Origin of the sequence: Psychrobacter sp. PL19, assembly GCF_017875835.1 — a bacterium.
Lineage (GTDB): Bacteria > Pseudomonadota > Gammaproteobacteria > Pseudomonadales > Moraxellaceae > Psychrobacter.
The window spans coordinates 1,086,640-1,107,134 of sequence record NZ_JAGING010000001.1 but is presented as its reverse complement, the minus strand read 5'-3'; the positions used below and the strand labels follow the sequence as shown (position 1 = coordinate 1,107,134).

Below are 20,495 nucleotides of genomic sequence, written 5' to 3'. Positions count from 1 at the left end.
TTTCAAGCTGAGCCTGCGCTGATTAGAGTATTAGTAAGCTCTGATTTAAGGTAGCAACAAGGTGGCATTAATTTTCGTAGGTTTTTGTGGTTTAAGACGGACTTGCTATAAATTTTTGTTTATTTATGCTAGGCTTACGCTCGCATGTAGCACATATACTAATAAGCAAATGCGCTATTTTATCTATTAGACATCTCATTGATTCATAGGAGTGTGCCATTGTGGCAAAGATTGTTGTAATCACTTCAGGTAAAGGCGGTGTGGGCAAAACCACCACCAGCGCTTCTTTTGCTGCCGGCTTGGCGTTACGTGGCTATAAGACAGTAGTTATCGATTTTGATGTGGGCCTCCGTAATCTAGACTTGATTATGGGCTGTGAAAATCGTATCGTTTATGACTTTGTTGATGTCATTAGTGGTAATGCTCGTCTGTCACAAGCACTGGTCAAAGACAAGCGGTTAGAGAACCTATACATCTTACCTGCCAGTCAAACACGTGATAAAGACGCGCTTACAGACGAGGGCGTGGCAGAAGTCATGGCCGAACTCTCTAAGCAGTTCGATTATATTATCTGCGATTCTCCAGCGGGTATCGAGCGCGGCGCGCAGCTGGCTATGTATCATGCGGATGAGGCGATTATCGTTACTAACCCCGAGATATCATCAGTACGTGACTCGGATCGGATCATCGGTATTCTGCAAAGCCGCACTAAAAAGGCTGAAGACAATCAAGGTCCTGTCCGTGAACATTTAATTATCACTCGCTACAATGCCGAACGTGCTGCAGCCAGTGAAATGATGAGTATTGAGACCATCTCTAACGATATCCTAAAGGTGCCGCTATTAGGGGTCATCCCTGAAAGTCATTCTGTACTTGAAGCATCTAACCACGGTGAGCCGGTTATTCACTATACTGACTCCGTTGCCGGTCAATGCTATGACGATATCGTCGCCCGCTTTTTAGGGGAAGAACGTCCATTACGTCATATTGATGTGAAGAAAAAGAGTCTACTACAGCGCTGGTTTGGAGGTCAATAATGAATAAGAAAAAAGGATTTTGGAGTAATTTATTTGGTTCAGATGATAATAATGTCTCTGGTAGTGCCAATATGGCCACTGAGCGTTTAAAAGTTATTGTTGCGAGTGAAAATCGCCTGAATAATCGTCTGACTGCTGACCGTATTGAAAAAATGAAACGTGAAATACTTGAAGTGGTTAACAAATACGTTAATGGTGTGCAAATTGATGATGTTAATATCAACCATCGTCACGAAGATACCCTAGATGTGCTTGAGATGAATATCAGTTTACCTGAGCACAAGAAGTAAAATTTTTGAACAGCTATAGTTAAAATACCTTAAAAACGCGATGGTACTGCTGGTACAAGCTTTTTGCAGCCTCTGTCTGCGTGGGCACAGCAAGCAAGAAAAACGTGTGCCAGCAGTAGGTTAGGTATCGATATTACTTTTCATTGACTATATGTGCCATAAGAGTGATGCTCTATACATCTAGTATCATAAGCGCTCAAACAAAAAAGCCCTCAGTACTATACTGAAGGCTTTTTTATTGCTTTTTTATAGCGATACCGTTATTTCATTCGATTGATCAGCTTATCTTTTAAGATAAATTGATGATATAAAGCCGCGCTAATATGCAATAGCGTAAAGGCGATAATCATCGGCCAAATAATATCTGTATGTACGTCATTATAAAAACGTGCTGCAGTACGATCAGGAGTGACAAAAACTGGAATTTGAAACAAACCAAATATATCCACTGGTCTGCCACCATAGACAGTCATCAACAACCCTGCCATTGGCATTGCAATCAATAACGCATACAAACCAAAATGAGACAATTTTGACATAACAAATTGCCATTTTGGCATCAGCGCAGCGGGCGGCGATTTAATAAGCACGCGATTAAGCACTCGCGCAATCATCCAGCATAATAGACTGATACCAAAGGCTTTATGCAGGCTAATGTAGATTCTATCATCCATATTTTGATACAAAAGCATTAATATCCACGTGACTAGTAATAAAATAGCGCTGATCCAGTGGAATATCCGGCTACTAACTGGCCACTTGTTGACGCTTGGATTGACATTATTCATGGATTATCCTGTTAATTAGATCCCTAATTATTAATGGTAATTAATTTATGGTTATACATAGATTAAGCTATGGTAGCTGAGGGCCCATGAAGCGCCTTAGCTTTTGCTGATTAACGGTCCAAGTCTACTAATTGGTGCGCAATTTTATCTAAATCAGGCACCAAATAGAGCGTGTCATCGATGATTACTGTTTGAAATAAATAAGACAGCACAACATTTTCTCTAAAATGTTCTTCAACGGTATTGATCGTGTCATCAGCCGTACTTACACTGAGCGACTGATAAATATTGGTACCATCGTCTTTAATTTTATTCGCATCAATATTGCTGAGAGCGACATCGACGTAATACTTGGGCAGGTCGATATCTTTGACATCAGATATGCGCACTTTTACTTGATGCAGTTCACCTGCGGTCTGTAAGGCAACCCGGTGTGCTGGGGTATTGCCTTCTAAAACCACGATTTTATCTACCACTTGATCGCGCGGTAACATATGAAATACGGCCACTTCTTGCTGTTGCCACAGATAAGTCCAAATACGCTCATGGTAGTCGTCCACACTCAATATTAAGCTGCTTGGAATAATCCAGTCAAGCTGATTAAGTGCGGGTACGATAGTGACGTCAAGCATCCCATTATCAGTGGTTAGCAAGCTCACGGCTTCAAACGAATGCTTGAGAATTTGTTTCATACTTTGCCACCTTAACGTCATCGTTAGTTTTGTCTCTTCGTACTAAGGTAAGTGTTATCTATGTTCGGTCAAACTCACTTGTTTGCCTAATAAATGATAAATTTTAGTGAGTAACTCATTCTCTTGGAATGGTTTACCCATATAATCGTTTACCCCAATTTCAAGTGCACGTTCACGGTGTTTTTCACCCGTACGTGAGGTAATCATAATAATCGGAATATGCTGTAAGCGTTTATTGCGTCGTACTTGAGTGGCTACTTCGAAGCCATCCATTCGCGGCATCTCAATATCTAGTAATATTAAGTCTGGAGTCATCCCTTGCAAAATCTCAAGCGCATCGATACCATCTTTGGCAATAGCTACCTGTATTCCTTGACGTTCTAAGAAGCGAGAAGTTACTTTACGGACAGTGACCGAATCATCTACCACTAAGAGGGTAGGCTGAGTTTTTGAACAGCTATGCCCAGTATTACTGGCTTTTGGATCCTCCTGTAGCGCTGGTTCATTACGCATCAGAGCGATAAGATCCAAGATAAGCATTACTGAGCCGTCACCCATGATGGTAGCCGCTGAAATACCGGCAAGATGTGACAGCTGTCGTCCAAGAGGTTTGACCACCACTTCAATACGTGAGCCTGCAATTTGATCCACTTGTAGCGCAATATTTTGGCCAGTGCGATTTTTTATAAGGATAAGAGGTAAGCTGATATTGGTGTCGACCATCAGCTCATTGAGTTTTTTACCCGATAAAATATCATTTAAATAACGCACACGATAGTCAATACCTTCAAGATGCAAGGTATCTTCGCCTGCTTGGTAATAAGCATAAAGTATTTCTGAGCTAACACGTACCACCCGCTCAATTTGTACTAATGAAATAGCGTAATAGTGATCAGCAGCACGAACCACCAAGGCATCAGATACTGCGACAGTAAGCGGCATCCGTATGGTAAAACGCGATCCCTGCCCCAGCTCGGACATCACTGAAACCACACCACCAAGTTGACGAATCTCACTCATAACGATGTCCATCCCCACACCGCGTCCCGAGATTTGGGTCACTTGCTTGGCCGTGGACAATCCAGCGTTAAAAATATACTGTATGATATCAAGGTCCGTTAAACTGGTATCTTGCACCTCAATCAAACCTTGCGAAATCGCTTTATCGCGTACCGCTTCGACATCGATACCACGGCCATCATCCGATAAATTGATGACGATTTCACTCCCTTCGCGCAGTACCTCTAGGATGATATGTCCAATACGATCTTTACCTATTTTGCAACGTGTTGCAGTGCTTTCAATACCATGATCCACGGCGTTTCGTAGCATGTGCTCAAGCGGTGAAGTAATGCGCTCTAAAATGGTTCTATCCATCTCATCATCAGCATTAATGATTGTAAGCTCAACTGATTTATTGAGCTCGTTAGCCGTTTGCCGCACAATACGCTTAAGGCGTGGCGTCAAGCGGGTAAATGGTACCATTCGCGAGTTTATTAAGCCGTTTTGTAACTCAGTTTGCGTCCGTGATAGCTGTAGCAACAAGCTTTCACTATTGCGGGTTTTTTCCAATAAAGTACGGTTAATCTCAGTCAAATCGGATGCAGACTCTGACAGAGATTTTGATAGCTGGTTTAAAGAAGAATATTGATCCATCTCTAATGGGTCAAAACCTTCATTTTTAAGCCACTCTTCATCAACCTGCGATAAAATTTGGGTCTCCAGCTCAATTTCCATCCGGCGCAGCTGATCGGCCAAACGTTGCACCGTGGTACCCATTTCTTCGATGCTATGGGTTAAGCTACTTATACCCATATCAATACGAGCACGGTTGATTGCTGACTCTCCGGATAGGTTAATCATATGCTCAATTAGACTCCCTGAGATACGGATCGTCTCATTACTAATTAAGCTTTTTTCTTGCTCAGTGAAATTGCCAGTCATGAACGGCATTTCACTGATATCTGCTTCAGTAGGCTGTGAGTCTTGCTTGTCTTTAGCAGTCAAAATTATCTTAAGCTGTGCTTGGAGAGACTCGTTAGGTACTTGTTTCAAGCGATCAGGATTTTTAGTAAACTGTTCAAGCGCTGCTATCAACAAGGTAGGTGTTGGGGGATTAACCTGCTGTTTGAGAACAGACACTGCATCTGCAAGCCAATCATGACAGGTCGCCAGTAACTCTAATATTATCTTAGTAGCAGGACGGCGGTGGCTAGCAATATCTTCATAGACGGTTTCCATTTCATGCGCCAAATCAGCAATACCATTAGCCGCGATCATCCGCGCCCCATCTTTGATTGTATGCAAGTCACGCTGTAGCGATTGTAGCGCTACCATATCATCAATATTAGCTAAAAAATGCTGCAAATATTTATTACGGTTGGTTAGCTCATCTGCTTCTTCTAAAAATACCTCTAAAATATCAGGATCAGGCCGACCATTTCCCCATGACGCCCCAATCAGTCTAGCTAAACTAAGTGGGTCTGGAGTTTTCTTTGTATCGTGACCACTCCCAAATGCCGCAGTTTCAGACTGAGTATTCACCTGGTTATCTGGCGCTGGTACAATAAGAGTGACTGTTGACGGTAGCTCATCTACTTGCTCAAGCTGTCGTAATTGCTCAATAAGTTCATAAGCGAAAAAAGACGTTTGGTAATTTAGAATATGCGTAATTTGTAGCGACAAGGTATCCTGTACTATTTGCATAATAGCCAACCACTGCGCTGTTGGCAGCCGTCTATGTTCTACAAAGGCTTCATAGATACTTTCAGCTTCGTGGGTCAGGTCTCCGATGCTACGGATACCTGCCATTCGCGCGCCACCCTTGATAGTATGCAAATGACGTTGTAGTACTTTTAGAGGATTAATATTGGTGATATCCACGCGCCATTCGTTGAAACTTTTGGCAATGGCACTATCGAGCTCCTGCACTTCTTCTAAAAATATCTCTAACAGCTCAACGTCAGTGTCAATTGACTCAAGCTGTAGTTCAGGCGCTCGAGTGCTAATAACGGGATTTAGGACGATGTCAGGCCTTATTTTATCTGTAACGGTCTCGTCAATAAGAACTCTATCGCTACTATCATCGTTGTTAGAATTGTTGTTAGAATTGTTGTTAGAATTGTTGTTAGAGTCGTCAGTATTATCATCGTTACAAAAACCATCTTTATGAGGCTCTTGGGTACAGAAGAGGTTATGTAAATCTTCAAGGACTTGCGTATCGACCCTTAATGACATGCTACCCGCTAATGCATCAAACAAGCCTATCAGTTGGGCGTGTCCAGCCAGTAGCATAGCGACGGTATCAGACTTGCTTGCCTGCTTGGGATGATGAATCAGATAAGCATAAACAGTACCCAGCGCATTAAGTATGGCAGTAAATTTTGGCGACTCTACCGTTTTAGTCGCTAAGCGCTCTATTTGTAAGATTTGCAACTGTAGGTAAGCTTGAACGTACTCGCTATCAGGATGGTCAAGTGCAGCGCTCAACTCCCATTCAGCGTCTAGCAGTTGGTTAATGTTGTCATCTAACAGTTGCCCGATACTCAGTGGACTACCTGCCATTATGATGTTGTCGTCTGACTCTCCAAGCATAGCTTGTAGTGAGGTTAAGTCTTGCTGGCTCTGGATTTCTTCTACTGGCATGTTTTGCTGTTGAATATTTTGTTTATACTTATTTAGATATCCATCGATAAGGGTCACAGATTGTGTCAGCGCTTGAAGATGTTGAGCACTCATTGGCGTATCATGATGTTGTAACTGCTCTAAGTTTTGCTCTATTATGGCACTAACATCACTGATAGCTACTAAAGCACTAGAGCCAGAGGCCGCCCGCAGAGTATGAAAGGCCCGAACGATCTCATCACTGACACCAATATGAGACTGGCCTTGGTGCGAACTGACAAATCCATTAATCTCTTGTAATAGTGCTTCTGCCTCCTCAATAAAGATGTCATAAAACACTTGTTCTTCTGGACTCTTCGGGATAAAAACGGGTGGCGTTTCCACCATGAGCTCATTAACAGCTTGAATTTTTTGTAGCATGCCATCAACTTTATCACCACCACTACCGCTATCACGATTAATAATATTTGCATCGCTATCAGAGGCTATCTCTGAGCGATTGACGGGCTGATATTGAGCAGTCGCTACGAACTCATCGTACAAGATAGAATAGCTAAAATTATCACCACCTTGCTGGCTATACGCATTGGCACAAGCAATCCAGAGCGCTACAATCGCCGGATAATCATGACTATTAGCAGCAAATGTGGTCATCAATGCTGGATATGCCGCCAAGACATCAGCGATAAGCTGTCTGATATCTGTTGAGGCCACAATGCTATGATCTAAAATTCGATCAAGCATTTTTTCTATAGACCATGCCAACTCAGCCGTGTGATTAGCGCCAACCATCCGCCCTGAGCCTTTTAGAGTATGAAAACCGCGATGCACCTCAGTCAGCGTGGTCAAGTCAGTAGGCTGCTGTTGCCATTGCTCATATAACGGTACAATCTTGGCCAATACTTCATAGGCCTCTTCTATAAATACCTCTTTGATGTCAGGATCAGCGTCGCTAACATCCGCTGGTAATTGTGAGGTATTTTGCATAAGTGGCACAAGTACTGCTGGTATTTCAATCTCAAAGATAAATGCGGGTAAACTGTTATTGTTATTGTTAAGAGTATCGTCACTAGAAAATTTATGAGCATCGCCTATATAATCTACTAGCTCAGGAATATTAGAGTCAGTATTTATAAGCCACTGTTCTAGGTTTAGACTGGTTCCTGTTTCTGTTTCTGACTCTATAGCTATTAAGGCTTCTAAGCCAAACTTTAGTGGTTGCTTGGTTCGTAAGTTATGACTTTGTAAAATAGCGATAGCAGGATCAACGCTTGGCGGGTGTAAGGTATCAAAGTCCGTTATCAATACTGAGAGGTGCTTGGTGGTCTGCATTACTAACGCTACCGCGTCATCAGTCACCAGCAAAGTCTTTTTTAACAGGTGATTAAGCAAGTCTTCAATTGACCACGCCACCTCACCGATGCTAAAGGCACCAACCATACGTCCCGAGCCTTTTAGAGTATGAAAACCACGGCGCACTTCATGCAGCGGCGTTAAATCCTGCGAGTCTTGCTGCCAAATATATAACAGACCTTCTAAGTCAGCGATAACCCCAGCTGCCTCTTCGATGAAGATATCACGAATTTCTTCATCCATATCAAAGTTGTCAGGCTGGACTTGAGCACGAGCGCTCAGTAGAGCGTCACTGTCAGTTTCCCTTATAGCATTGGCAGTTTCCTTTATAGTATTATCGTCTGTTATGTTATGAGCATCGTACCCTAATGTGGGATCACTACCTGGGTTTGACGTAGGGAGAGATTGGTTAATAGAAGTATGATTAACATTAGCTTGGTTAACATTCGCTTGATTAACAACAGCAATCTCGCTGCTATCGTCGTAACGGATCACATCAGTCGCTGCTACTTTTTTGAGAAGAAAAGCATCATCGATCGTTCCAGACGTTTGCAAACGCAGATTGAGTAATTCGACTGCTTTTTCGACCTGTTTGTTGGCTTGCGTTAATAATTGCAGATCAAAAACCTGCTGCACCTGAGCAAGACTATTCAACTCAATATAAATCTCTGTTACCAAACTTTTAATGACCTCTGCTAGTGACAGCGCTGCTTGAGCACCGTCGTTGCCAATATCATTATCAACAGTCATGTCCACATCAGTATCAGCATCAGCATCATTATCCGTACTAATAATAGTTTCAGAGAGCGATCGGCCCTCTACAATCTGAGTTGGCTGCCCATTAGATTCTAAGACATAGTCAAGTCGTGCTAGTAACGAAACATAGTGCTCAGGTAGCGGCGTTTTATTAGACGTAAGCTCCTGCAACCACCAATTAGCTAAGCCCCAGAGACGCTGATGGTCATTGATGCTGGCAGTTTGCCATAAATACTGGCTGACGTTTTCTAAGACTGACAGTACGGGCGCTTGGTTAACATTGACAGCAAGCAAGTGCTGCACTTGTTGTCGCCAGACTGTCAATAATTGCTGATACTGCTGAGAAGTGAGAGCAGCTGTCGCCATACTGTTTGGTACTGCTCTATCTATGTTGTAGGCGGCATTATCTATCGCTGTTGATGACAAACCTTCGACTTGCTCTGTTGCTATCACTATCTGTGACAACATATGGCTAAGATAATTAACAGTTTTAGTGAGTAATGCGGTGTGGTGAGCATCAGTTCGCACGCCTTGTGTTAGCGCGTGCTGCAATAGCTGGTGAGAAAACTGAGCCGTTTGACAGTGATCAGCACTAAGGTTTTGCTGGCTGCCCAAGTCTGCTAATAGACTCAGCTTAGTCGCTAAGCTTGCTAATAAAGGCCAGTTAATCATGATTAGTACCCTGCTAATCTGATGGTAGTGCGGTACCATTTGTTCATAGTTTGTACTGTTAGCGCCTACTTGCCAACCATCAGCTGCCTGTAATAATTGCTGATTGAGTAGTGGCAGTAGCCGCTCATGCGCCACTGTTTCGTTGGGCTGGTTGTTCATAGGTTCATCCTAACGTGTTTAGCCACTGCTGCGCATTGTAAGCATCAACTTTTAATATATGACGTCTTACTTAGAAGCTTATACGACTATTATCTAAATGATCGCCATTAGTTACTTTAAAACCAGTGACCGATTCTTGCAGTGCCGCCGCCATTTCGCTCAACTCACCGATAGAGCGTGCAGTTGCTAGCGTACCAGACGACGTTTGCGAGGTGATATCTTGAATAATAGTCATAGTATGAGAGATGTGCCCAGCGGAATTAGCCTGTTGCTGCGCGGCGTTTGAGATATTTTGAATCAAGTCGGCCAAGGTGTTAGACACCTTCTGTACTTCTTCTAATGCTTCACCGGCGTCTTGTGCTAAACGCGCACCGCGTACCACTTCGGAAGTCGTTGATTCCATCGACATGACCGCCTCATTGGTATCCGCCTGAATGGTCTTCACCAGAGTTTCAATCTGCTTGGTCGCATTAGCTGAACGCTCGGCGAGACGTTGAACCTCATCAGCAACCACCGCAAATCCTCGACCCGCCTCGCCTGCCATCGATGCTTGAATAGCCGCGTTCAAGGCCAAGATATTAGTCTGATCCGCGATATCACTAATCAAGCCAACGATGTCGCCAATTTCCTGAGAGGATTCACCCAGACGTTTGATACGCTTTGAGGTTTCTTGAATCTGATCACGAATGACATTCATGCCTTCAATTGAGCGCTGTACGACCTCCGCCCCATTATGAAAGATAGCAACTGAGCGCTGAGCCACCATAGCAGACTCCGCAGCGTTATTTGAAACTTGATCAATAGATATCGTCATCTCATGAATCGCCGCTGATACTCCAGCGATTTCTTGCGCTTGGTGTTCAGAGGCTTCAGCAAGCTCAATAGCACTCATCTGGGTTTGCTCTGAGGACTGTGACACGCGGTTAGCGGTACTATTAATGACCAATACTAGCTGACGCAGTTGGTCAATCGCAAAGTTCACTGAGTCAGCAATGGCACCAGTAAAGTCTTCTGATACCGTAGCATTGACTGTCAAATCACCTTCCGCCAGATCGCCTAATTCATCAAGTAAGCGCAAAATTGCGATCTGGTTGCGCTCATTTTCTTCTTGGATTTGGCGAGCGCGTTCAGACTCTGCAGCGGCTTCTTGCCGGCGACGCAGGGTTTCTTTTTCGATAAATAAACGCTCAGTATCACCACGATTTTTTAATAATTGGTATAAGGTATATAACACTCCAATCAAGCTTAATAAAAATATTAAAGCAGGCCAAATAATGCCACTGCGCGATAAAATATCCCGATCAACATCCGCCAGTTGTCTCTGGGTATTGATTGCCATCTCCCCCAAGGCACGGGCATTTTCACGCGACTGAATAACAGGGCTATTTAAAGTGACGAGCTCGTCTGCTATAGGAGCAACTGATTGAGAGAAGGTTTGGGCAATGCTCTCTAACGCTGGTAATACCTCACCATAGTTTTGCTGCTGTATGCTCAAAGTTTGTGCAAACTCATCAGCTTGTTGTTTAAAGCCAGCGGGCGTACCATCAATGCCCCGCGTTATGTTATCTATTTCGCTATATAGTCGTTCTGCACGTAGCGCTTGGGTTTGCATGTCGCTGACTGCAGCGGCAGGCAGATTGGCAGCGACGGCTTGTTCTGTCGCTTGCCGATAACCCTCTTGTAGCTGTTTAACAGCACTGGCAACATTGTCTTTTAGGTCTTGTAGGGCATTAATATCGTTACGATGGCTTAAGACGTAGTCTACTTTTTCTTTATTTGCCTGCCACTGGGTCTCAAACGCGCCAAAAACTGCTTGGTTGTCGGTAGCATTTTGCTGTGCGGATGTGAGCGCTACTTGGTAGCGTTCAACGTTTGTCTGTAAAGCATTATAAGCACTAGCACTCACTTTGACATCCTGTGAGAAAGTCGCATCGCTAACGTTTTGTACGATATTAGCGGCGCTAACTTCTAGCTGGTTTACATCACTCAAGTAGTTACTTACCGTTGACAATGAATGGATTAGCCAAATCAAACAGGCCACGCTCACCAAGGCAAAAAACCCTAATAAAACCTTCCATATATCATTAGGGCCTTTAGTATCTGGTGTTTTATTTTTCGTACCAGCTATAAGACTTTTCGTAACTTCCCTCATCGTGCTTATTCCCTTTCTAAACAGTCGTCTCAGTAGCGTTCTAAACGAATTTAACCATTACTATTATGCCAATAACAGCTGTCAGTAGCGCTTATATGCAGTACTATCAATTATTATTATAGGGTCGTTATAATCAACAATTTTTTATTATAGGTGGTTATATCGCAGCATCAATATAGCGAGGATCTCGCACCAGTAGACTGGGCATAAAGATGAACCAGTCTTGTTGGTTTTTAAAAAACTTACCATGACTATAAGGAGCAAATGGTGACTGACTGTCGATAGCTTCTGCTCGATACTGACCGCGATTAAACGGTTCAATACCCAACACTTGATCGACGAGTATTCCTGAAAACACGCTATCATTATCGATGACAATGACTTTACGCTGACTCATTTGCGGCATATGACTAGCAACCTGCAAAAACTGAGACAGATCGGTCAATGGCAATAAACGTCCACGAATATTAGCGATACCCAGCATCCAAGGCTGCACCAACGGCAAGGTAGTATACTCAGGCATCATCAGTATCTCTGATATTTCACCCATAGGTGCCACTAATCGCTGTCCACCAACCTCAAAAACCACACCTTGCCAATCGGATTTCTGCCCTCCTTGATGACCAGTTTTACGCGCGCGTGCCATGTCAGCCAAACGCAGAAGCTCAATGAATCCTCTGGAAGCCACCAGTTACTCCATAACTTTGCGAATAACGTTAATCAGAGCCAACTCGTCGACCGGCTTGGTCACATATTCTTTAGCACCTTGACGCTTACCCCAAACCCGATCAGTTTCCTGATTTTTGGTGCTGATCATGACCACAGGAATATGAGCAGTCGCTTGATCTCGAGTTATTTTACGAGTAGCCTGAAAGCCATTCATTTCAGGCATGACCACATCCATCAATATCACATCTGGTAAATGCTCAGCTGCCATCTGACACCCTTGTTCACCATTGCTCGCCTCTAACACTTGATAATTATTCTTAGCGAGTATGTCATGAAATTTTGCCATTTCAGATGGCGAGTCGTCAATGACTAAAATAGTAGTCATGAGTGTTCCCCTTATTTACGGATAATATCCGTCAAGATATATAATTCAAGCCGGCTAATGAGCTCATTTAGAACCATAACCAATATATTTTATAAATTTGTGCGGCTAATTTGCTACGCCCAGCCTAAGTGTCGTCTTTATATCTGTTGGCGATAATGACTAATGGCTTCAAACAGCTCGTCTTTGCTGAATGGCTTGGTCAAATATTCATCAGAACCGACAATACGCCCACGCGCTTTATCAAATAAGCCGTCTTTTGAGGACAGCATAATTACTGGCTTATTCGCATAATCAGGGTTATTTTTGATCAGTGAACAAGTCTGATAGCCATCTAAACGTGGCATCATAATATCGACAAAGATGATATCGGGGTTATGATCGACAATCTTAGCTAACGCATCAAAGCCATCAATGGCAGTAACCACTTCACAGCCAGCTTTTTGTAATAAAGTCTCTGCTGTACGACGAATGGTTTTTGAGTCATCAATAATCATGACTTTTAGGCCCGCAAAATTATTTTCCATTATTATTTTCCATTGTTATTTTCCATTATAGTTATCTTATGAACAATTATTTATTATTGTCACTATTTTTGATGCTTACTGTTGATTATTATTTTGAGCTGTAAAATAGCCCTTATTAAGATTTTGGTAGCTACTGGCTTTGCCGTATGAGCGGTGGCGCTAACTGTCATTACCTATTGCCGCTCTCCATGATAGTAAAATTTTATTAAACATCAAGTTATCATAGGCTACTATACGCAATTTATCATTAATTATCTTAGTAAACTCAGCAGTCAACATGACATTGCAGCCTAATAGCAGTGAGGCTTTATAGTAATATTACTTGGTAAAAATATGCTGAATTTAGGATATAAATACATCAGGCTATTTTGTAACGATGGTTTTAGCCCAACTCACTATATTTCCCCAGCTATTTAACGGGCTGAAGGCTAGAATTATCGTGTTCAAGACCAGGTTAAACCATCATTGAAAATATCTTGCTGACCCTGTTGCTGGTGTTTTCACAGTGTTGCTACTACCTACTCTCACTATCTATAGTGGCGCTTTAATAGTTAGCTATTGCGTTGTAGTTCCACCTGGTCTTATTTCACTATATAATAAAAAGACGTCTACGATGGTGATTGGTATGAAGTTCTTTATGTCTTGCAAAAATAGTGCTTATTTATTAAGTATTTTGCTGCTTGTTGCCTGCCAGCCACCGGCACCTGCTGATGAACGTCATACTATTCCTAAGAATGAGGCCATAGACACACCCTTTGTTATTAGTGCTGATAGCGTGACCATGACACCTGAGCATATTTTAAATATAAAGCCCTCACGTTATCAGCCAAGCCTTGGACTACAGGGCAATATTGAGCCTGTCAAACAGACACAACTTATGGCGGCACGCGCACTCAAGGTAGAACAAGTATTGGTCAAAAAAGGCCAATTGGTAGAAAAAGGCGCGCCATTATTAATGGTACGGCGCCAAATTGACACCAGCAAGCAGCTAACAGATACCAATGAAACAATCCTCAAAAAATCCGATTCCGTAAACGCCACTACCAAAAAATCAAACAACACTGCAGCTACTGATAACCAAGCAGCAAACCAAAATACTATAAATAGTGTCATAAGCAAAGACCACTCATCATCAGAACCATCGAAGCAGTTACCCAATACTGCACCAAACGATAAAAACAACACTAACGCCAACCAAGCTGCTGAACTAACAACAGACCGCAACCGTACTTCTGAATCCGTTAACCCTCAATCTACTCAGTCTAAATCTAATATTAGCCCCCGTATCACTGCAGCTGATAATATTACAGACGATGCGGCAAATTCCGAAAATTTATCTCAACTCATAATTATACGTGCCAGTTTTTCAGGGCGGGTGGATACCTTATATGCTCAAGCTGGACAGAAATTTGACCCTCGTGAGCCCTTGTTAACCCTTAGCGATGACACCGACCTACATTTTATTGCTACCTTGCCCCTCCAAGCTAAACCGCAGCTATCAGTTGGCCAAACAGTGAACTTCACTGCCCAAGGTTTGTCAGAGACATTTACGGGTCAAGTCAGTGATTTGGTGGCTAGTGATCGGCTGTTAGTCTATGTACACGTGGTGGAAAATGAGGCTAGCCGCAATACTCTCAAACCAGATATGTTTGTCACAGGCCGAGTCAATTATGGTCAGATAGAGGTAGGTGCTGTTGTTCCTGAACATGCGCTTCACGATGTCGACTTGACCACGTTACAAAAACCGCCGTATCAGCCTCTGACACCATTAGCCGCTAATGTATGGATTATTAAACAGGACCAACGCCTAGCGCGCCAACCTATTGAAGTGATCAATTATAATCCCAGTACAGGGCAGTATTTGATCGCAGGCATCAGCAATGACAGTCTGATTTGTTTGGCTGACTTGCCGATAGAGTCTGCTGGCAAAAAAGTCGTCGTTTCTTAATAAGTTTCGTTGTAGATTGTAGTTACAGTTACATTATGTAGAAACATTAACAAAGCAGGTCTTGTTTAATAAGGTCTTATTTAGGCAATATAGCTCTATTATTAGGCTATACAGTGAGTTACTGCCTTGCTAATCATTGAACCCCAGCTGTTGCTCACGACATAAAGAATAACAAGCGCCTATAACTATAATGCTTACAACGCTCAGCTCTTTGTTTAATATTTTACAAATAGCCACTTTTATATAATAATTGGTTTTACTTTAGCAAGAGCAGTTCTGTTTTGAGGTATAGCTAACCCTTTAATCCACTATAACGACCACTTGAGGACGAATCATGAGCAAGCAAATTCTACTAATTGAAGATGATCCAGATCTAGCAGAACTAATCAGTGATTATCTGTCCATGAATTACTACGATGTGCATCATGCCGGACTCGGACAAGAAGGTCTTGATATTTTAGAGACTAAAGAGCGCAATATTGATCTAGTAGTACTGGACTTAATGCTACCTGATATGGATGGCATGCAGGTTTGCCAAAAAATTCGTGGCAATAAAAACAACATGACCAATAAAGTCCCTATCATCATGCTTACCGCCAAAGGGGATACTACGGATCGCGTACTGGGCCTAGAGATGGGCGCGGATGATTATATGGCCAAGCCTTTTGAGCCACGTGAATTGTTGGCACGCATCAGATCAGTTATTCGCCGTCATGAGCAGCCCAATCAAGCTGATAGCCAATCAGATAGTTTAACTTTTGGCCGTTTGAGTGTCTTTCCTGATAGCCATGAAGTGACTATTGATGAGCAGTCGGTGCGTTTGACCACGCATCAGTTCCAGCTACTGCATTACTTTGCCACTCACTCGGGTAAGGTGCTGAACCGTGAGCAGCTATGGCAAGCGATGCCAAACGACGACAGTTCAGACAATATTGACCGCGCTATTGATGTCCATATTTCACGTCTGCGTGCCTTGATTGAGGACAACCCACGTCAACCAAAACGCATTATTACGGTGCGCGGGGTCGGTTATCAATTTGCGACGGACCAAGTTTAATCAAGCAAGAACAACTGATTAACAAAAGTTAGAATAAGTATCATTGCCACTATTGCTAGCCAATGGTATAAATTGATCTGAGCGTATGATAATAGAGATTGTTTAATGCAGCAGCTGGGTTTTCGCTCCGTATTTGCCAAGCTATTTGCCAGTGTTATGCTGGCACTTATTTTGTTCGCGGTAGCGATGGTGCTCCTCACGCAATTGGTACATGACAAAGATGCGGGTATACGCTCAGAGGTAGTCGCGACACAGATTTTGGGACAGATAGACCCTTTTTTACACGAGCTAAACATCGCTATTGGTAAGGACAATCGTCTACAAGCTCGCTTTATGCTAGCGGTAGTCAAAAAAAGCTTTGATATCTTTGATGAATCATTGCAAGCAAAAATGGGCTTATATGACAGTGAGGGTCATCTGCTCATGCAAACAGACAATAGTGATTTACCGCTAAAGCTACCAGCAAGCCCTTCTCTATTATCGCGTGTTTTTCCCTCGTTTTCAGACACCCCGACTATTCAGCAATCACAAGTATATAGTAGCACCGGCTATACCCTACTTTATGAATCACGCATGGTTCCCAAAAGCCCGGTACTGTCCGCTGCACTAAACCTATTTACCGGTACCTTGCTATTGCTGATGATTATGGCGGGTGTGCTGTGGTGGATTGCTCGCACCATGACTTGGCGTCTCAACCAGATGAGCCAGCAAATGACTCAGCTTGGCGACGGCGACTTTACCGTGCGGGTTAATGCACGCGGTAATGATGAAATTGCGTCCCTGGCCCGCGGGTTCAACCAAGCAGCACAAAAAATTGAACACCTTATCAATGCTAATAACTTGCTATTGGCGCATGCTTCTCACGAATTGCGCACACCCATCACCCGCATTCGTTTGCAAATTGAAATGATGGATATGCTTACCGTATCCATGCCTCTGGATACCAAGGCTAAATTCGATAAGCGAGCCCAAGCCGTTAATCGCGACTTGTCAGGACTCAATGACTTGGTCGAAAGTATTCTGTTGGTCAGTCGGTTAGATGCCGGTCATGTTATACAGCAAGTTGAGCGCTTAGATTTGTACGATTTGGTCAATCAAGAACGCCAGCACTATTCTGAGGCGACTCTAATCGGTGAGCATATTGCGATTGAAGGTCAGTCATCAATGTTGACTCATTTAATTCGTAATCTATTAAATAATGCCATGTTACATGGTGTACCACCGGTGACCGTCTTGCTCTATGGTGTACAAACTATGGATGAGGCAGGTATCGTACCTGATTATCTGTTGCAATCAATACTGTCCAGCAGTTTCGTTGATTACAATGACATAGACTATCATTATTACGATGAACTGATGAATGAGAGCAATCACTATGAAGTCGATGCTAACGGCCAACGGGTTAATATACAGTCTGATACTGAAGGTTTAGGCACCGTCGATTTAGAAAACTCAGACGAGGTAGCGGCACTATCCGCACCTGTTATTTATCGAAACGGCAAAACTTTAACCAGTGTTGATGATAATGATGACCACAAAGAAGCGAATGCTGCGACTGAAATGACTACTGAACAACATACTAAGAGCGATCAACCATCACTACCAGTCAATGAAACGCCCAAAACTACAATAGATATTTCACTTAGCAGAAATTATAATAAATTAACCACAGATTTGGCAGAAAAAATTAAAAAGGTCATTTGGAATGTGGTGCCAGATGCACCCACCGACGATCGCAACAACCACAACGCTCATATTAACCCAGAACCCTCTAATCCCATCAACGCGACCGTAAAACCTACGGATATTAGCCTCGATGATGATGATAAGAGTAGCAAGACCCCTCCTAAAAATGATAGTAAATCTAAAACTGATAGCAACTCTAAAACTGATAGTAACTCTGACAATGACAGTAATGCCAAAAGTGACGCAGCTACTGCTCCGCGTAGAGAAAACTTATTTACCAAGCATCTAAAAAAGTCTAAAGCTGAAACCTCGCCCGTGCTGCCGAAATATGCCGTACTGGCGGTAATTGATGAAGGTGACGGTATTCCTGAAGACAAACGCGAAGAGATCTTTAGTCCATTCGTACGTTTGCAGCAAAAAAATAAGGGCTCAGGCCTAGGCTTGTCCTTGGTTGCACAAATTGTTGCGACTCATCAGGGTCGTATCATTACGGATACTATTAACGGTCATACTAGATTTTTAGTTGTGATTCCAGTCAAATATGACGCTAATCGTAGCTACCAAGACAGTCAGCTGTAGCCAATAAACAGCCTGTATTGTCAACCGTTTGGTATGCTTGGTTCAACATGATCTATTCTTTCCGTACAGTTAGCTAAAGCAGACCAGCAGCGCACTCGTTGTTTACTTATTAAGAAAATTGGCGTCTTAAAATAACGGCGCTAGTATAGTTTTAGCCCCTATTTATGTCTCTGGAAGCCTCAGAAACTGGGCTCAAGTACCTCTCCTCTATAACATGACAATAATGCTGTTAGTGGCAATATTGTCATAAGCTTGTCACGGATGTGCATATCCAAAGCGCTTAATAATATGCTATATTACGGCCCCTTATTATATTGATATTGCCTTTGATACTGTTATCGCGCAATCGCATATTTAATTTTTCAACCGCTATTTTATTACTAATATTTCGAGCCTTCCATGAGTGACATGATCGTTCTAAATGACGTGACCAAAAGCTTTTTAAGCGACCGATCGATAAAAAACAAAGACGGTAAGCCACATCGGTTTACTGCTGTTGAGCCGACGTCGTTGTCTATACAGCAAGGTGAAATCTTTGGTTTAATGGGCTATTCAGGGGCAGGGAAGTCTACCTTACTGCGGCTGATTAACTTACTTGAGCGTCCTGATAGTGGTCAGGTGATTATCGATGGTACAGATTTGACCCAGCTATCTGCTAGTGACTTGCGTATTGCACGGCATAATATGGGTATGATTTTTCAGCAATTTAATCTAATGTCCAATCGCACGGTATTTGATAACGTGGCGTTCAATTTGACGGTTGCAGGCTATCCTAGCCGCGATATCCATAAGCGAGTAATGGACTGTCTTGAGATTGTAGACTTGATTGATCGTGCCAGCCACTATCCTGCACAGCTATCAGGCGGACAAATGCAGCGCGTGGGTATTGCACGTGCTATTGCGCCAAGCCCAAAGGTCTTGCTCGCTGATGAGCCCACCAGTGCACTCGATCCTGCTACGACCCGTAGCTTGTTAACCTGTCTGCGTGATATTAATGAGCAGCTTGGGGTCACTATTGTCATTGTCACCCATGAGATGAGCGTCATTCGCAGGCTGTGCCACCGTGCCGCACTATTGCACCAGGGGCAACTGCTCGAGGTCGCAGATATTCGTGATGGACTGATTCAAGCAACCACCCAGATTGGCCAAGGTTTAGTACAAGAAGACTAATGAGGCAGGAGAAATAAACATGTTGACTGGTGCTGAATTATCCGCCTCAATAGGTAAACTGATTGCGCTGCGTAAAGAAATTTGGCAAGCATCTTTTGATACCTTTATCATGCTCGGCATCTCGACCACAGTCGCTATTTTGATTGGTGGGCTGTTTGGGATATTCTTATTTTTATCTAGCGATCGGCAATTTTTACAGAACAAGACGCTATACGGTGTGCTCGGTAGCATCACTAACTTTATGCGCGCCTTCCCGTTTGTCATTCTAATGATTGCGATGAGCCCCTTTACTAAAATCCTCGTTGGCACCGGCATCGGACCTATCGCCGCCTCTGTAGTGCTAGCGATTGCCGGTTCGTTTTACTTTGCCCGCTTGGTGGAGCAGAACTTACGCGAAGTGCCACGCGGTATTATTGAAGCGACTGAATCTATGGGTGCGCGCCCTTTTACCATTATCAAGGTACTGCTAAATGAGGCGCGTTCAGGGTTGGTGCTATCGGTCACTATTCTTTGTATCAGCTTGCTGTCTTATTCCGCGGCCGCTGGTATGATTGGTGGCGGTGGTCTTGGTGATTTGGCGATTCGTTATGGTTATTATCGCTATCAGACTGAAGTTATGGTATTTATCGTCATTATGCTGTCAGTCATGGTGATATCGATCCAAGCCTTTGGTAATTGGCTGGCGACTCGATTGGATAAACGTTAACTTGTTAGATAAATGCCAAACACCACTATAGGCCTTCAGTCGCTTATATTCACCACTGATACCTATCAGTTACCTATCAGTTACCTGTCAGTTACCTATCGATTACCTAGTAATGGATACGATTGATGAATAAAACTCAGGATTCAGCGCCTATTATTCCTGTGTATAATGCTTGACTTTATAACTGACTAAGTTTACTTTTAACACTAATTTAGCATTACTTAACATAGCAGCATTACTACTGATAA

At 43.0% G+C, this 20,495-nt stretch carries 14 protein-coding genes; 7 read left to right on the top strand and 7 right to left on the bottom strand.

The window, feature by feature from the left end:
- The first annotated feature begins 221 nt into the window (after positions 1 to 221).
- Positions 222 to 1,037 (top strand): septum site-determining protein MinD, encoded by an 816-nt coding sequence (gene minD / locus H4W00_RS04450; RefSeq protein WP_209956418.1) that lies wholly within the window; start codon positions 222 to 224, stop codon positions 1,035 to 1,037.
- Positions 1,037 to 1,327, top strand: coding sequence for a cell division topological specificity factor MinE (minE, locus tag H4W00_RS04445; protein ID WP_201556463.1), 291 nt, complete (start codon positions 1,037 to 1,039; stop codon positions 1,325 to 1,327). Before minD ends, minE begins: the two co-directional genes overlap by 1 nt.
- Positions 1,328 to 1,587: 260 nt before the next feature.
- On the opposite strand, the gene H4W00_RS04440 is transcribed toward minE, so the two are convergent.
- From H4W00_RS04440 to pilG, 7 genes are all read right to left on the bottom strand, one after another.
- The gene (locus H4W00_RS04440) at positions 1,588 to 2,115 is read right to left on the bottom strand and encodes a cytochrome b (protein WP_209956417.1); all 528 of its coding nucleotides are present in this window, start codon (positions 2,113 to 2,115) and stop codon (positions 1,588 to 1,590) included.
- 110 nt (positions 2,116 to 2,225) lie between these two features.
- Positions 2,226 to 2,807: a hypothetical protein gene (locus H4W00_RS04435; RefSeq protein WP_209956416.1), complete on the bottom strand. Its 582-nt coding sequence runs from the start codon at positions 2,805 to 2,807 to the stop codon at positions 2,226 to 2,228.
- Between the two features lie 54 nt (positions 2,808 to 2,861).
- Entirely contained in the window at positions 2,862 to 9,371 is a 6,510-nt protein-coding gene (locus H4W00_RS04430) for an Hpt domain-containing protein (protein ID WP_209956415.1), read from the bottom strand.
- A gap of 70 nt (positions 9,372 to 9,441) precedes the next feature.
- A complete protein-coding gene (locus tag H4W00_RS04425; protein WP_209956414.1) occupies positions 9,442 to 11,523 on the bottom strand; it encodes a methyl-accepting chemotaxis protein in 2,082 nt (693 codons plus the stop codon).
- A gap of 157 nt (positions 11,524 to 11,680) precedes the next feature.
- Complete coding sequence (locus H4W00_RS04420; RefSeq protein ID WP_209956413.1) at positions 11,681 to 12,211, bottom strand: chemotaxis protein CheW; 531 nt, start codon at positions 12,209 to 12,211, stop codon at positions 11,681 to 11,683.
- Positions 12,212 to 12,214: 3 nt separating this feature from the next.
- Positions 12,215 to 12,577 (bottom strand): response regulator, encoded by a 363-nt coding sequence (locus H4W00_RS04415; protein WP_209956412.1) that lies wholly within the window; start codon positions 12,575 to 12,577, stop codon positions 12,215 to 12,217.
- Positions 12,578 to 12,714: 137 nt separating this feature from the next.
- Positions 12,715 to 13,101 carry a twitching motility response regulator PilG gene (gene pilG, locus H4W00_RS04410; RefSeq protein ID WP_209956411.1) on the bottom strand — a complete coding sequence of 129 codons (387 nt, stop codon included), beginning with the start codon at positions 13,099 to 13,101 and terminating at the stop codon, positions 12,715 to 12,717.
- 637 nt (positions 13,102 to 13,738) lie between these two features.
- Between pilG and H4W00_RS04405 the strand changes: the two genes are divergently transcribed.
- The 5 genes from H4W00_RS04405 to H4W00_RS04385 all read left to right on the top strand — a co-directional run bounded on the left by H4W00_RS04405 (position 13,739) and on the right by H4W00_RS04385 (position 20,247).
- Positions 13,739 to 15,049, top strand: coding sequence for an efflux RND transporter periplasmic adaptor subunit (locus tag H4W00_RS04405; RefSeq protein ID WP_334684870.1), 1,311 nt, complete (start codon positions 13,739 to 13,741; stop codon positions 15,047 to 15,049).
- Between the two features lie 334 nt (positions 15,050 to 15,383).
- A complete protein-coding gene (locus H4W00_RS04400) occupies positions 15,384 to 16,106 on the top strand; it encodes a response regulator transcription factor (protein ID WP_209956409.1) in 723 nt (240 codons plus the stop codon).
- Positions 16,107 to 16,211: 105 nt separating this feature from the next.
- Positions 16,212 to 18,371: an ATP-binding protein gene (locus H4W00_RS04395; RefSeq protein WP_209956408.1), complete on the top strand. Its 2,160-nt coding sequence runs from the start codon at positions 16,212 to 16,214 to the stop codon at positions 18,369 to 18,371.
- Between the two features lie 399 nt (positions 18,372 to 18,770).
- Positions 18,771 to 19,541, top strand: a complete 771-nt coding sequence (locus tag H4W00_RS04390; protein WP_209956407.1) for a methionine ABC transporter ATP-binding protein — start codon at positions 18,771 to 18,773, stop codon at positions 19,539 to 19,541.
- A gap of 19 nt (positions 19,542 to 19,560) precedes the next feature.
- A complete protein-coding gene (locus tag H4W00_RS04385) occupies positions 19,561 to 20,247 on the top strand; it encodes a methionine ABC transporter permease (protein ID WP_442793082.1) in 687 nt (228 codons plus the stop codon).
- The last annotated feature ends 248 nt before the right edge of the window (positions 20,248 to 20,495 follow it).

Excerpts from the sequence above, each read along its gene's own strand:
- pilG (WP_209956411.1), bottom strand. The coding sequence starts at position 13,101 with ATGGAAAATAATTTTGCGGGCCTAAAAGTCATGATTATTGATGACTCA.
- H4W00_RS04425 (WP_209956414.1), bottom strand. The coding sequence starts at position 11,523 with ATGAGGGAAGTTACGAAAAGTCTTATAGCTGGTACGAAAAATAAAACA.
- H4W00_RS04390 (WP_209956407.1), top strand. The coding sequence starts at position 18,771 with ATGAGTGACATGATCGTTCTAAATGACGTGACCAAAAGCTTTTTAAGC.
- H4W00_RS04440 (WP_209956417.1), bottom strand. The coding sequence starts at position 2,115 with ATGAATAATGTCAATCCAAGCGTCAACAAGTGGCCAGTTAGTAGCCGG.
- H4W00_RS04430 (WP_209956415.1), bottom strand. The coding sequence starts at position 9,371 with ATGAACAACCAGCCCAACGAAACAGTGGCGCATGAGCGGCTACTGCCA.
- H4W00_RS04395 (WP_209956408.1), top strand. The coding sequence starts at position 16,212 with ATGCAGCAGCTGGGTTTTCGCTCCGTATTTGCCAAGCTATTTGCCAGT.
- minE (WP_201556463.1), top strand. The coding sequence starts at position 1,037 with ATGAATAAGAAAAAAGGATTTTGGAGTAATTTATTTGGTTCAGATGAT.
- H4W00_RS04415 (WP_209956412.1), bottom strand. The coding sequence starts at position 12,577 with ATGACTACTATTTTAGTCATTGACGACTCGCCATCTGAAATGGCAAAA.
- H4W00_RS04400 (WP_209956409.1), top strand. The coding sequence starts at position 15,384 with ATGAGCAAGCAAATTCTACTAATTGAAGATGATCCAGATCTAGCAGAA.
- H4W00_RS04405 (WP_334684870.1), top strand. The coding sequence starts at position 13,739 with ATGTCTTGCAAAAATAGTGCTTATTTATTAAGTATTTTGCTGCTTGTT.
- H4W00_RS04435 (WP_209956416.1), bottom strand. The coding sequence starts at position 2,807 with ATGAAACAAATTCTCAAGCATTCGTTTGAAGCCGTGAGCTTGCTAACC.
- H4W00_RS04385 (WP_442793082.1), top strand. The coding sequence starts at position 19,561 with ATGTTGACTGGTGCTGAATTATCCGCCTCAATAGGTAAACTGATTGCG.